16 protein-coding genes are annotated in these 13,611 nt (G+C 48.6%); 7 read left to right on the top strand and 9 right to left on the bottom strand.

From position 1 onward, the window contains the following. From RW65_RS05305 to RW65_RS05265, 9 genes are all read right to left on the bottom strand, one after another. On the bottom strand, nucleotides 1-254 hold a 254-nt coding region (locus RW65_RS05305), incomplete at its 3' end, for an antirestriction protein (protein WP_039055631.1). An 85-nt stretch (nucleotides 255-339) separates the two neighbouring features. Beyond that, nucleotides 340-576 (bottom strand): DUF905 domain-containing protein, encoded by a 237-nt coding sequence (locus tag RW65_RS05300; RefSeq protein WP_039055630.1) that lies wholly within the window; start codon nucleotides 574-576, stop codon nucleotides 340-342. A gap of 77 nt (nucleotides 577-653) precedes the next feature. Beyond that, nucleotides 654-1,064 carry a hypothetical protein gene (locus RW65_RS05295; protein ID WP_039055629.1) on the bottom strand — a complete coding sequence of 137 codons (411 nt, stop codon included), beginning with the start codon at nucleotides 1,062-1,064 and terminating at the stop codon, nucleotides 654-656. A 66-nt stretch (nucleotides 1,065-1,130) separates the two neighbouring features. Then, entirely contained in the window at nucleotides 1,131-1,568 is a 438-nt protein-coding gene (locus RW65_RS05290; RefSeq protein WP_039055628.1) for a hypothetical protein, read from the bottom strand. Between the two features lie 41 nt (nucleotides 1,569-1,609). After that, complete coding sequence (locus RW65_RS05285; RefSeq protein ID WP_039055627.1) at nucleotides 1,610-2,146, bottom strand: DUF4339 domain-containing protein; 537 nt, start codon at nucleotides 2,144-2,146, stop codon at nucleotides 1,610-1,612. A gap of 25 nt (nucleotides 2,147-2,171) precedes the next feature. Then, entirely contained in the window at nucleotides 2,172-2,882 is a 711-nt protein-coding gene (locus tag RW65_RS05280) for a DeoR family transcriptional regulator (RefSeq protein ID WP_039055626.1), read from the bottom strand. 208 nt (nucleotides 2,883-3,090) lie between these two features. Beyond that, entirely contained in the window at nucleotides 3,091-3,915 is an 825-nt protein-coding gene (locus RW65_RS05275; RefSeq protein WP_039055625.1) for a DUF932 domain-containing protein, read from the bottom strand. Nucleotides 3,916-4,010: 95 nt separating this feature from the next. Beyond that, the gene (locus RW65_RS05270; protein WP_039055624.1) at nucleotides 4,011-4,874 is read right to left on the bottom strand and encodes a GTPase family protein; all 864 of its coding nucleotides are present in this window, start codon (nucleotides 4,872-4,874) and stop codon (nucleotides 4,011-4,013) included. Nucleotides 4,875-4,973: 99 nt separating this feature from the next. Continuing rightward, nucleotides 4,974-5,885 carry a hypothetical protein gene (locus tag RW65_RS05265; RefSeq protein ID WP_231564359.1) on the bottom strand — a complete coding sequence of 304 codons (912 nt, stop codon included), beginning with the start codon at nucleotides 5,883-5,885 and terminating at the stop codon, nucleotides 4,974-4,976. A gap of 463 nt (nucleotides 5,886-6,348) precedes the next feature. Between RW65_RS05265 and RW65_RS05260 the strand changes: the two genes are divergently transcribed. The 7 genes from RW65_RS05260 (at nucleotide 6,349) to dndE (ending at nucleotide 13,539) form a co-directional block, all read left to right on the top strand. Then, nucleotides 6,349-6,936, top strand: a complete 588-nt coding sequence (locus tag RW65_RS05260; protein WP_039055623.1) for a rolling circle replication-associated protein — start codon at nucleotides 6,349-6,351, stop codon at nucleotides 6,934-6,936. Nucleotides 6,937-7,034: 98 nt separating this feature from the next. Then, a complete protein-coding gene (locus RW65_RS05255; protein WP_039055622.1) occupies nucleotides 7,035-7,241 on the top strand; it encodes a helix-turn-helix transcriptional regulator in 207 nt (68 codons plus the stop codon). Between the two features lie 102 nt (nucleotides 7,242-7,343). After that, the gene (locus RW65_RS05250) at nucleotides 7,344-7,919 is read left to right on the top strand and encodes a hypothetical protein (protein ID WP_039055621.1); all 576 of its coding nucleotides are present in this window, start codon (nucleotides 7,344-7,346) and stop codon (nucleotides 7,917-7,919) included. 551 nt (nucleotides 7,920-8,470) lie between these two features. Further along, nucleotides 8,471-9,556: a DNA sulfur modification protein DndB gene (dndB, locus tag RW65_RS05245; protein ID WP_039055620.1), complete on the top strand. Its 1,086-nt coding sequence runs from the start codon at nucleotides 8,471-8,473 to the stop codon at nucleotides 9,554-9,556. After that, nucleotides 9,553-11,187, top strand: coding sequence for a DNA phosphorothioation system sulfurtransferase DndC (gene dndC, locus RW65_RS05240; RefSeq protein WP_039055619.1), 1,635 nt, complete (start codon nucleotides 9,553-9,555; stop codon nucleotides 11,185-11,187). Before dndB ends, dndC begins: the two co-directional genes overlap by 4 nt. Continuing rightward, a complete protein-coding gene (dndD, locus tag RW65_RS05235) occupies nucleotides 11,177-13,186 on the top strand; it encodes a DNA sulfur modification protein DndD (RefSeq protein ID WP_039055637.1) in 2,010 nt (669 codons plus the stop codon). The genes dndC and dndD overlap by 11 nt, the downstream gene beginning before the upstream one ends. Next, nucleotides 13,186-13,539, top strand: coding sequence for a DNA sulfur modification protein DndE (gene dndE / locus RW65_RS05230; RefSeq protein WP_039055618.1), 354 nt, complete (start codon nucleotides 13,186-13,188; stop codon nucleotides 13,537-13,539). Before dndD ends, dndE begins: the two co-directional genes overlap by 1 nt. Nucleotides 13,540-13,611: the final 72 nt, after the last annotated feature.

Here is a 13,611-nt window from a genome sequence, read left to right as displayed (position 1 = left end):
CCACCGTCAGCATCAGGGGCCATAAACGCGCCGCCATTACTGAGCGTGTAAAAGGACCAGATACCACCGCTGTACTCATCACAAAAGCGCTCCATCCAGGCGAAAATACGCGGTTCCAGCGTTATCCACTGCGGGATAGTGCCAAAGTACAGCGGCCAGAAATCGAGACGCTGTTCGTCAGGTACTGGTGTTGCTGTAAGGGCAAATTGAGGTTCATTAGCGGGTACCAATTCGCATTGAGTTTGTGTCGTCATGGATTTTCTCCGTCAATAAAAACGCCAGCGACGATGGCTGGCGTATGGGAAATAAAGGACAGACAGGGATGATGAATGGGTGTGGTCAGGAGGAGGATGCTCTGAGCATGCCTGAGTTGCGGATATAACGGTTAAGCCCTTCACCGGCATCCGGTTCAAAGCACCACGCCCGCCAGATCATTCGACCTTCAGAGTCACGAACCACCAGGCGGAAGTGTGTGCCCTGGTCGTCTTCAATGCTGATGTTGCGATACCTGCGGGTAACCGCTTCGGCCTGCTGTCGGGTGAACTGTCCTGATGGCAACATATGAGATTCAGACATTGGGTGTACCTTAAAAGCAAAAGCCCCTGACGCAGAAGCGTCAGGGGCTGTGGGTGTATGCAGGTGTGGGATGATTATCAGTAACCGGTTTGTACCTTATACAGCTGCAGGGTTTTACTGCCCCGGACAATTTTCACATACAAGGCATTATCTTTTGTGCCGCGCACAAACCCGGCCTGTACATCGCCCTTACAGTCACCACCATCGTAAGGAATGTTGGCACCGGTCTGGCGCACCAGGTCGATAATCCCGAAGCTAAGGTCCTCACAGGCCGGGCCCGGCAGGTCCTGAATCAGGGCAAATTTATGGTCGTCGCTGACACCGGTCAGTGAGCACATGGAGGTGTTGATGTCGTTTCCCTGGCACCAGTACTCCTGGCCGGGATTGTCTTTATCCATCAGGCTTGCCGGAAGTTGAGCGGCACCGGCACTGAAGGCGGCAAGTGACAGAATGAGGGCGGGTACAGCAGAGGTCATTATTTTCAGCATGGTTTTCTTCCTGAATTAATCCAGCCCGCTGTCGGGCAAAATGAGGGAGGTAGGTATCGGGTGTTATCAGAAGCGCCGGTAGCGAAACAGCTCTTTGCCCTGGTACAACGCCACCAGGTCGTCATACTCCGGCTTCTTCTGGTTGGGCTTAAAGGTCACTACCGTGCCCGGACGACACAGGTCTTTTGCGGTGAGACCGAATTTCTTGTCCGGAGTAATGGTGAATCCCTTCGACACATCGTTGTGCATGATGGTTATCCAGCCCCACAGGCCGCCTTCGCAGTCTTTAAAGGGTGCGGAACGCACCGTGACCATACCGCCCTTACGGTCAACGAACATGGCCTCACACTTCCCCGTGACCTGACGATGCGCATCACACCAGAAAATGTTCCCGTTGTTGTCATTAACTACCGCAGGTAGGGTCCGGTTATAAGGCTGAGCCTGAGCGCCCGCACAGAGCAGAAGGCTGCCGGTAATGCCCAGTATTTTAATCAGTGTTTTCATTACGTTGGTCCTTAACAGAGAAAGAATCAGGTAGCGGTGATTCAGGCCCAGACGGTCAGGCCCAGCATCAAAAGCCATACCCAGAGGTAAGCTGGTTTCTGACCGAGAGTTTTCGCCCGCCGCCACAGATAGAACGGCACCAGCCAGGCCAGTTTGCCGAACGTGGTGGTGTCCACTCCGGCCTTACGCAGGCGTCGTTCATCGAGATACCCCAGAGCAATATTGAGCAGCAGCGTGATAAACCAGTACTGCCCACCCGAGACGGCATCATATGCCTCGTCAAATGACATCCCGTTCAGCCCTGCAGTCCACAACTCCAGCGCGTAGCCAATGAAGGGAGCAAATGCCAGCGTCCATACCACTCCACCCGGAATGCGGTTCCCCGGCAGCGCTGGTGGTGTGGTGCTGTGGAGCAGCGCCGAAGCCAGCGGGGTGGCGGAGACCGGTTGCCAGTCCGGCATACCCTGTCGCCACACCAGCGTGGCAGCGGTGAGTTCACCGCGCGCAATCAGGCCAGTGATGTCGTCTTCAGTCACATTGTCGTGACGTATGCCATTTTTCTCGTAATGCCAGGTCATTGTTTTTCCTTCTTAACAGAGATAATTAAATCAGTGTGTTGCCCGGCTCCTCCTCAGAGAGCCCAGGAGACAGGACTTCGCGGATACAGCTGAAGTGCGGAAGGGCCCGGATAAAGCCCGCCTGTGTGGTTAACTGGCTGAGACGTTTTAGCGGGGTGAACGTGGTGTTGAGTACTGTCACCGCATGGATGGTCGCCAGAGGATGCACGGTGATATACCCGTTAAGTTCACCGGTGAGGTACCAGCAGCCGTCGAATGAAATCAGTCGGTACGGGGCCAGCCCGTCACAGCGCTCTCCCTCGGCCAGCAGCAGTACCCGCTGGCATGCTGTAATGGCACTGACGAGGCGGTAAAACACCAGCGAGCTGGCCGGTGACACTGACTGTGGGGGTTGCCACACCAGGCAGGGCATCCCTCCTGCAGTGAGCAACATGCCCGCCAGACGCCGGTCCAGCCCCGGAAAAATATCGGCCAGTCCTGCCCGGTGAGCAAAGGTCAGCGCATCCAGCTCGCCCTGTACGCCTCCACCGGTACTGCGCAGGCGGCATTGCCCCCGTCGATACTCAAGGTCGAGGTACATCAGCCGTTCGCGAAAATCCCGTCGCAGGGTACGGACTGACACACCAAACTCTGCAGCCAGCCGCGCCATGTTCAGCGTTTCACCTGCAACCAGGCGGCTGATTATCAGTGACAGCCTGACAGCCAGCCGGTCATGACGGCGCTCTGCCTGTGTCATCTTAAATCTCCGTAATAGTTAACTGACTGAATATGAAATGATTCTAAAGAGGGGGGCGGACAGGGTATGGACATGGAATGAACTATTTTTTATCTGCCACCGGAAGCAGGCCCGACGCGGCACATCGTGAAATACGGTGAAAAAACACTCAATTCAGTGGAGGTAAAACGGACAGGGAGTGTCCTTTCCTAACATGCTGATAACAAGCTCAGGACTGAAACCCACTCAGCATCGCTTCAGCCATCACCCAGAGAGCCCGGTTGAGCTTCACATCTCCGTCGATACCACGCACGGCGCGGGTATGCGTTCGCCCGCCTTTCGCACTCCGACCACTGAGCCCGCCCTTAATCAGGTTCTCCTGAATACGCTGATATGTGGTCCACAGATCATTGCTCTCATCCTGCCAGCGGCGTGGGGAGAGTATCTGAGGTGCTGTCACCGGCTGGTGGTCCTCACCGAAACGGTACGTCAGTGCAGCCTGTGCCAGAGCCTGTTGTGCAGGTGGCGTCAGTATCAGCGACTGCATGGCATCCCGCTTCTCTTCCACACGTTCAAAAATACCCAGTACTTCATACGCCCCCTCAATCACCTGACTCACGACATCCCCTTTGTGCGGCACCCGCACCTCGCCAAACGACTCACCGCAGACGAGTCCGTTCTGGCATACCGCACGGAATAATCCCGGTAGCATCTGGTACGAACTGGTGCCGTCATGAGAGTTGAGCAGAATGATTTCCGGCACCTGCTTGCCGGTAATTTGTCCCTCGCGGCGCAGACGTAACATATGCTTTGTATGCTCACGACGCCCCGGGTCACGCACGCGGGTCTGGCAGGCAAAGAACGGCTGGAAGCCTTCCCGCTGTAAGCTGTCGAGAAGGGAGATGGTGGGTATATATGTGTACCGTTCACTGCGAGATTCGTGTTTGTCCTCGCTGAAAACACTGGGCACTACACGAAATAGCTCTTCGCGGGTTAACGGACGGTCACGACGGATAAGATTTGATGCACCAAAGCGCGAAGCCAGACGGGTCATAAGCAGACTCCTCATGATGGGAAAATAAAGACAGAAAAGCCCTACCGCTCAATCGCGGTAGGGCTCAGGAAACTACGGGTTAGAAGGGTTAATGTTCAGAAGAAGAAGTTCCAGACTGCACGAGCGACCGATACCACGATGTCGCGTACAGACTGGATGACAGTCCGAACCGGGGGCGGTATCAGGGGCATGGAACTTACTGTGTCCAACACCGAGCCGACCGTTTCACCAAAATCGTCAAGGGCTTTTTTATTAATGGCATCGGTACGAAGTGGATCACTAAGCTGTACCGCCACCGGACTACTGGCCTCCCGCGGCAGGCAATGAATCATCCGTTCAGCCATTACCCGCAGCCCCCATTGCAAACGTACCGACACAGCGCAGACAGGGTTTACAGGTTGGAACAACTCATGCAGTAGACAGATTTTGCGGCTGATATTTTGTTTCTGCTCTGAAGACAGCTTTTCACCACCGCTGGTGGGTTCAACCTTGTCGGACTGACTGATGACAAACAACACCTTATGCCGGTATGCTTCACCAATCACCTGCCGGTAAAAATGTTCATCCGCCGCTAGTGCTCGATCATCGGCCTTAATCAACCACAGCACCAGGTCGAGCCGGGGAAGTTGTTCACGGTAGAGTGCGGCATATTCAGCATCCCGGAGTTCGGACTCTCCAACACCGGGTAGGTCCATAACTGTCATAAAGCGTTTGCCGAGCTGCAGGCGAAACTGCAGTGGTTTTCGAGTACATGCCGCCACATCACTGACCGGTGATATATCCCCAGCAAACAGCGCATTACACAGGCTGCTCTTGCCTGCTCCGGTTTTCCCCATAATGCCTATTACAGGCTCGTAGTGGGTTAACTGATTTATCTGCTGCAGAATGCGTTCAGAGACCCACTGGGGCAGGCCGGAAAGCGGTTGCTGCAGTGACTGCAGACCGTCAAATTGTTTCATTATTGCTCCTCCGAAAAAAGTATACAAAAACGGCAGAACTAAGAGGTTCTGCCGTTAATGGGATATGTTCAGAGTGATGATATATATCTGTGATCTTTTTTAATTTTCCCAACTTTTCAGTTTAGCTTTTGCGTATGCATCATTGATCAGCATCTCAATCAATTCATTGATTTTCATTTCATTTTGGCTTGCCAGATAATCAAGTTGTCTCTTACTATCTTTGCTAATATAGGTATTGAGAACTTTTTTGTTTGCAACACTATCTCTGAATTTTTTCTGACCCCATGCTTTTTTTGTTTTTATAATAAACAACTCACCTTCAGCATCGGATTTATTCTCAACCCATTGATCAAAGATTGAGTGAACTTTCAGATTCAAATTTTTTTCAAACCAAAAATCCACATTACCATTAATCATTTTGTTCTTATCGAAGTAAGACATCACCCACTGATAATCTGCCAGGTATTTAGCATCATATCTGGCTGATGAGAACCAAAACGGATTGCCAAATTTTTTCTGGATACGGAGCCAGGAATTTCTCAAACGCTCTAAGTTTGAGCGGATATGGATAAAACTTGATACACGACATTGATGGTCTATCAAAAGAATTAACCCGTCATAATTTACGCCCCCCTTATCAGAATCAAGGCTCCATTCAGGTAAAGTGATATCAAGGAGAGAGGGGGTATTATTATTTGCATATAGCTTATATTCGGCATGAATGTAATTAGCAACAAATGACAACGAACGCTCACAATCAATCCACTCAAGTTCACTAAAAGGTATTAACTTACCCTCAACCTCTCGCCTACTCTTTTCAAAGAAATCTTCCGCACTCCTATACTTAAGCATTTCTTTTTTATTCATATATTTAATACAAGACTCTTTGAAAAAATTGGCATCACCTATTCTTTCCACTAATTCACGAGACTCATCAACATGCATTAATGCTGAGCGGAAGATATCCCAGTAAAGCCATAAATTTACTCTTTTCGTCCAGAGACTGGTCACTCGTTTTCCTGCACTCATCATAACCTCAAACGTAACAACAATCGTAGAAAAAGCCGTAGCACTCTACGTAGTATACTACGTTATTTTTTTGACTATCATAAGCCTCTACACCTGTACTTCATGCCTTGATTTCAATCATACCGGAGAAACTTTGACCTAAGTCATGTTGAGCGCCTCCCCGGAAATACTGAAAATTGTCTCTGCGCCCCCCAACGACAGCCAAGGGTAACAGGTTGTATGAATGTAAAAACTGTAGGAAAACGGAGACGTCTATCAGGTTAAAACATAATTAAGGTTAATTGGTATTATAGAGAGTAGACCTCAATTGATAGACATCTAACATCCCCACCACGAGAGGATAAACATCCGTCAAAAGCGATTGAATCCTGTTTTACAAGCATCGTTTAAGATACAAAAAAACAGATGTGCCAATTCCTTTGAACTCATCCAAAGGAACAGAGCAATGCAAAGACATTACCCACATTTAAAGAAAATCATCCCTAACGACTTCCTGCTGAATTTGATTAATCACCATCTTAATCAGATCCTGGCATGTCACTCCAAAATACTGGCCTTTCGAATGGATTTTGATTACCAGCGAGGTACTAACCGATTCATTCGTAATTCCTCCGCCGAAATACAGGACGACCTTAGAGAACTCACTCAGGCGATGATGAACCTTCCAGGCGTCACTGGTATTTTTTGGGTACTGGAATGGACTTCAGAAGGTGCGGTGCATGCCCATGCGATTTTCTATCTTAATGCTCAGGAACATCAGAAATCATTCCCGTTCATTTTACAGGCAGAAGAACTGTGGTTAGAGATTACCCATGGCGAAGGCAAATCTCAGCGATGTAAGCCAAATGAATATCATCGGGATAACATTAACAAAGTTGTTGAATATCACAATCATGAAGCCCTAAACAGCCTAAGACGTATAGCCAGTTACCTGACAAAAGAAGACCAGAAATATAGTTATCCGATCTGGGGATGCAATGAGGTCCCACTACCTGCAAGACAGGGAAGACCCAGAAAATATATACCAAGCTAATACTTTTTTTTACGCCATCACCGGTACCTATGCCGGAGCGGGAAGTAACAATAATAAGACCTTCTCCGGTTTCCATTCAGATACCGGAGAATAAAATCATGACTATTCAAATTTCCCTGCTCGAAGACCAGTTCATCGATATGGCATTCATTACGCAACTCACCCAGTTGACCGATAAATGGTTTTACAAACTGATTAAAGACGGTAAGTTCCCAAAACCCACCAAATTTGGTCGCAGCTCCCGCTGGCGGAAAAGTGAAGTGGAAGCCTGGCTACAGGCGAGAATCGACGAATCACGCAGCTAGATACCTCTTCTTACATATCACTTTCCTGACAGGCAGACTCTTTATCCGCTCATTGCGAAGGTTTGTGACTGCCTGTCATTCAGTATTCGAGGATAATTCACCATGAAAGAGACAAAGACGCGATATGACAGTTTGCTGGACAGCTATCAACGTTGGCTAAACGGGTTCACAAAACTGGCCATCATAAATGGCATGTGTCACCCCAATATCCAGGCCAGCCACCATCTGATGGTGGGCAGTCTGTACTTTCCCGGCGCGGGACAGATGACTGCAGTGGTTCCACAATGCCTTTACCGACTGATTTACGGAAGTCAGCATCCAGAGCCAGTGTCGGTAGTGACTGATATGCAAATCAGCCTTGAGACAAAGCAAAAAACATTACTGCACCACCCAATGCTGGAAGGGATATTACTGAGTGAATGTATCCGCCTCAAACAACGCCCACTGGCAAATAGGCTGATTAGCCTGTTACACCAATTCAGTTCACCGGAGCATCGCCACAAACTGGTCTGGCTATGTTGGTACGATCTGATGATGGGGGCTACGCTGGAAGACTGGCTGGATAACCTGAAACGTAAGGCACCTGAAGATCTAGGCTTGTGGCTGGTTGGACGGCAGGAGGAAAACATATCCCTCACGCAAATGATGGATGAATATCTGCTATTTACCGGCCACTAATATCAGTTCCGATCTGTGCCTAACCGCTTTGATATCTCAGAAAAAGCAGAACTCCTCCCTCCGCGCCCTTTTCTCAATGACGCCACCTATGTCGGAAAGAAAGGGGGATTACTGGGGTCAGTTGTGCAAGATTGAAGCAAACATCGTATAGCCAGCCTTCCCCCACGATTTAAGGTGCGTGAGATTCGTCATTTGCTGATCTTGCTATGCTGCTACGACTTGGAGCCAGGAACATCAATGATTAACTGGATGGAAATCCTGAAGCGGATGAATCATGAGGAGATTTACTTTTAGCTGGGGCAACGAGAGGAAGAAAATGACGTGCTTACAAGACTGATGGATGAAAACATTTTTATATCTTATTAAATAAAAAGTAAAAATCACCCATACAGAATAATTCACCCCCGTGTAAATTTGGTTTATAGAACTAAATTTCGGGCACATATCGGAATGAGGTACGCAATTTTTCACGTGAAAAAACTGTAATTCTTGTCCTGAGTTACGTAAAATATCACGTAACTCAATTCATTAAATTTTTTACGGATTACAGCATGGCTAGTATTGATGCAGATTACTGCTATTCGTTTCCAGCTATACGTGGCATCCAGGCTGGTCGTCCTTTCTACATCGCCACATGCCCGATGCGCATCATACCCAAAATCTTCAGCTTTGATGAAAATGACGTCCCTCCTGAGCTACGCGCACAACGCACGCTGAATAAATCACGCATCCCCGAAATGGTGCGTTATCTGCTGGAAAATCCGAAAGATTATGTGTTTTCGGCATTGACAGCGTCAATTGCCGTTGACGTTCAGTTTGATGAGTTCCCTAACTCCAACAACTTGGGGACGTTATGCGTGCCAATGGATGCACAAATTCTGATCAACGACGGTCAGCATCGCCGTAAAGCGATTGAAGACGCTTTGGATGCTCGCCCGGAGCTGGGCCAGGATAATATTCCGGTGTTGTTCTTTGTTGATGAAGGCTTAAAACGTAGCCAGCAGATGTTCGCCGATCTGAATAAATACGCCATTCGCCCCAGCCCGTCGCTGGCGTCTCTATACGATCATCGCGATGCCAGTTCAAATCTGGCACGTTACCTGGCGATGTCCATAGAGCCGTTTGTTGGGATGACTGAACTGGAAAAATCTGGTATCAGTCAGCGGTCAAATAAGTTATTTACGTTGAGCAGCATCAAGCAGGCTACCCGCGCATTGTTGGGTAAAGATCCCAAAGAGAACAACTTTGAGGAATGCACCCAAATTGCTACCCAATATTGGCAAGCTATTTTTAGCGTGATGCCGGATTGGCAGCTAGCGGCTAAAAAAGAGGTTTCACCGGTTCAGTTACGACAAGATTATGTTCACGCTCATGGCATTGGATTGCAGGCACTTGGGCAACTGGGATATACCCTGCTAACGGATTATCCTGAGCAATGGCCGGAGAAAATAGCTGCACTTAAAACTTTTAACTGGCGCAGAAACAACCCGGATCTCGTCAAACGTGCGATGCAGCACGGCAAACTGAGTAAAACCAGTACCGCGATCCAGCTCACCTGTAATGCGCTAAAAACCGCGCTCTCAATCCCCCTCACTCCTGAAGAACAGGAGCTTGAAGCTCAAATGGTTGTCTCATGAGTAAATTAGTTCAGGCCTACGATTTGGCCGAATACGAAGATTTTATTAATCAGGAGCAGTTCGCTGGACGCCCTCTAGCCGAATATGTCGCTGAGGTTCAAAGAATTTATTGTGCGGATAAGCGTCCGTGGGTGATTGGCTACAGCGGTGGGAAAGATTCTTCCGCCGTGATCACGCTGGTCTATCTGGCCTTGCTCGGCCTGCCCCCGGAAATGCGCAGCAAAGATGTATTTGTAGTGTCATCCGATACGCTGGTGGAAACACCAGTAGTAGTAGATTTAATTAAGAAAACGATGTTGCAGATTGAGGCAGGCGCAAAGCGTAATGGCCTGCCGATCACTCAACATGCTGTAACGCCTAAAACTAACGAAACCTTCTGGGTCAATTTACTAGGAAAAGGTTACCCGGCCCCAACCCGTAGTTTTCGCTGGTGTACCGAGCGTATGAAAATCAATCCGGTGAGCGACTTTATTAAAGATAAGGTTAGCCAGTTTGATGAAGTGATTGTTGTCCTCGGCTCACGTAGTAGCGAAAGTGCCTCACGTGCGCAGGTCATCGCAAAACACAAAATTGATGGCTCACGCCTGGCCCGGCATACCACTCTGGCAAATGCGTTTATCTATACCCCTATTGATACCTGGGATGTAGAAGACGTCTGGAAACTGCTGCGCGGCGCGTTCCGCTATGCTCCTGAAGATATCGACGAATGGGAAAGCCCGTGGGGTGGAAACAACCGTCCTCTATGGACGCTGTATATGGACTCTTCCGCACAGGGTGAGTGTCCCCTGGTGATCGACGAAAGTACCCCCTCTTGCGGGAACTCTCGCTTTGGCTGCTGGACCTGTACCGTAGTCACCAAAGATAAAGCGATGGAAAGTCTGATCAAAAATGGCGAAGAGTGGATGTCGCCATTGCTGAAATATCGTGATCTGCTGGCATTTACCACCGATCCGGCAAATAAAGACACCTATCGCAACTATAAACGCCGCACCGGTAAGGTTAGCTATCAGTACGCTAAAGACGGCGAAGATCGCAGTGCAGAGCGTAAGCATGTTCCTGGCCCCTACTGGCTCAAATATCGCCAGCAGTGGTTAAAAGACTTACTGGAAATTGAGCGTGATTTAAACGCCCAGGGCCACACGATTACGTTAATTACCCAGCCGGAGCTGCACGCTATCCGTCAGGAGTGGTTGAAAGATCCTAACGAGCCAGACTGGCACGACACATTGCCGGGAATTTACCGCGAGGTATATCAGCAGGATCTGAATTGGGTGGTTGACGATCAGTCGCGCTTTGATTCCAGCGATGCTGATTTGCTGGCGCAGATAACGCAAGGGTTCGACGTAGTACCTGAAATGGTGATGAAACTGATAGAGCTGGAAACCTCGATGGAAGGGTTAAGTCGTCGTCAGGGGATTTTTGACAAACTCGGCACAATTTTGAAGCAGGACTGGGGCAGCCTGGAAGAAATCCAGCAGCAACAGGCAACACTACAAAAACGCAACGATCGGGATATTCATCAGGACGAAGTTGAAAAGCTGGAAGATGAACTTCAGACCTTACAGCGCAGAATTATCGATGCGGGCGAATCGTCTGTGCTTATCGATGAGGAAAATGAACGTGCTCATTAAGCAACTGGTATTACATAATTTTCGCGTATTTTGCGGCACACACACCATCGATCTGGCTCCCAGAAAGCGCCCGCATGAAGTAACCCCTCGCCCGATTGTGCTATTTGGTGGTTTAAATGGTGCAGGGAAAACGTCTATTTTGTCAGCGATTCGACTGGCACTGTATGGGCGTTTAGCATTTGGCCCGGCAATGCAGCAGCAGGAGTATGTTGAACAACTCGGTGCGCTGGTGCACAACGGGACGTATACCACGGAGCGCCCGGAAGAGGCCGCAGTAGAACTGACCTTTACCTACAACCAAAACGGCCATGAGACTGAATTCACCGTCACGCGCAGCTGGAAGAAAGGAAAGAAAGATCGTCTCTCTTTGCAACAGGATGGACAACCGCGTAGTGAACTCAGTTATGACCAGTGCCAAGGATTTTTGAATGAATTAATTCCTCACGGTGTTGCCGATCTTTTCTTTTTTGATGGAGAGAAGATTGCAGAGCTGGCGGAAGATGAATCCGGCAATATTCTGCGTACAGCGGTGCGTCGTTTGTTAGGACTGGACCTGATCGCCAGACTGCAAAATGATCTGATGATTTTTGTCAAACGCCAGCAAACCGCTCAGTTGGGTGGCTCCCAGCAACAGCAGGTTGAAGCGCTTGAGGCAAAGATTAAAACGCTTGCCGGTCAGGCGGAGAAATTGTTGGAAGAGGCAGATTTCGTCAACTCGCGGATTGAATTTTTATCCCAGGACATTATTCGCCATGAGGGATTGTTAAATGCGCAGGGTGGCGCATTTGCCCAGACGAAAGCACAGGAAAAACAGAAAGTTGAAACGCTGTTAAAAGAAAAAGAACGTCTGGAAAAAGCGTTACGACAGGAATGCGATGGATCGTTGCCCTATGCGCTAGCGCCTGATACGTTGTCGCGGTTGCTAGAAAAAATTGCCAATGAAGAGCAGATCAAGCAGGCGAAAATTTTTGAGACGGAGTTAAATCAATTTTTAACCCAACTCAAAAATGATATTACGCTCCGTGCCAGCAGTGAGAGTAATACCAGAACCATCGCTACTGAAGCTATTGCCGATAATTTAGATGCCTATATGGCAACCAAACCCAAAGGTGACTTGCTGTTTGATATTTCTGAACGTGAAGCCGGTATGCTCCAGCAGTCCATTAAACAGGACAGCAAGAAAGCCTGGGAGAGATTTGATACCTATCGCCAACAATTAGCGGATATTGAACAACAACTGGAGCAGGCCGCAGCTAATATTGCTCGCGCCCCGGAAGACGAGCAATTGATGGATCTCTTTGCAGCATTACGCGAGCTCGATCATAAGCGTGAAAAACAGCGGCAAAAATACCGCTCACTGCTGGAAGAGGCTAAACGGACAAAACAGCAGCAACTGGACTGTGTTCGTCAGGTACAGAAAGCACATGACATCACCCGTAGCCAACATGGTTTGAGCAGCGCATTTAAAAATGCGCAGGAAACCATTAACCTGCTCGATTACTACAGCGATGTACTAACGCAGGCGCGAGTGAAAAAATTATCTGCTAACTTTGAAATTGCCTACCACAAGCTGGCTCGTAAAGAGGATTTACAGCTTAATGCGCACATAAATCCACAGACATTTGATGTTGAACTGGTGGATGAAAAGGGTTCGGTGATTAATCGCAAGCTACTTTCTGCGGGTGAAAAGCAGATTTATGCGATTGCCATTCTTGAGGCGCTAGCAAAAACTTCTGGGCGTGATTTCCCGGTGATTATTGATACACCGCTGGGGCGTCTGGATTCTCAGCACCGGGATAAGTTGATTAATCATTATTTCCCGGAGGCCAGCCATCAGGTTGTGCTGCTATCCACCGATACTGAAGTGGACGAGCGTTATTTCGTCGACCGACTGCGTGACGATATTTCTCATGCTTATGAGATTGTGTTTAATGCGCATACCAAATCATCTGCGCTGAAACCCGGTTATTTCTGGGAACTAACTAAGGAGGCTGTTTGATGCTCCCTAATCGAATGGTGCTTAGTCGTCAGGCTGAAGACCAACTCAAGAAGTTAAAAGGATATACTGGAATTACACCAAATGTCGCGGCTCGACTAGCATTTTTTCGCTCGGTGGAGAGTGAGTTTCGCTATTCGCCTGAACGGGATAGTAAGAAGCTGGATGGCTCTCTGGTGCTGGATAAAATAACGTGGCTGGGGGAAACACTGCAAGCTACGGAACTAGTGCTGAAAATGCTTTATCCTCAATTAGAACAGAAAGCGATGATTAAGGCATGGGCGGCACATGTCGAAGATGGTATTGCTGCATTAAGGAATTATCGGAGCTTAAAAGATTTCGCCTTAAACTTATAAAAACAAAAAAATGAATGCCGGATAAACATTCCGGCATTCAATTAGATCAACAGTTCTTATATTTTTTCCAGA

It is taken from the genome of Enterobacter sp. Bisph1 (assembly GCF_000814905.1).
Lineage (GTDB): Bacteria > Pseudomonadota > Gammaproteobacteria > Enterobacterales > Enterobacteriaceae > Kosakonia.
This window is presented reverse-complemented; position numbering and strand designations above follow the sequence as displayed.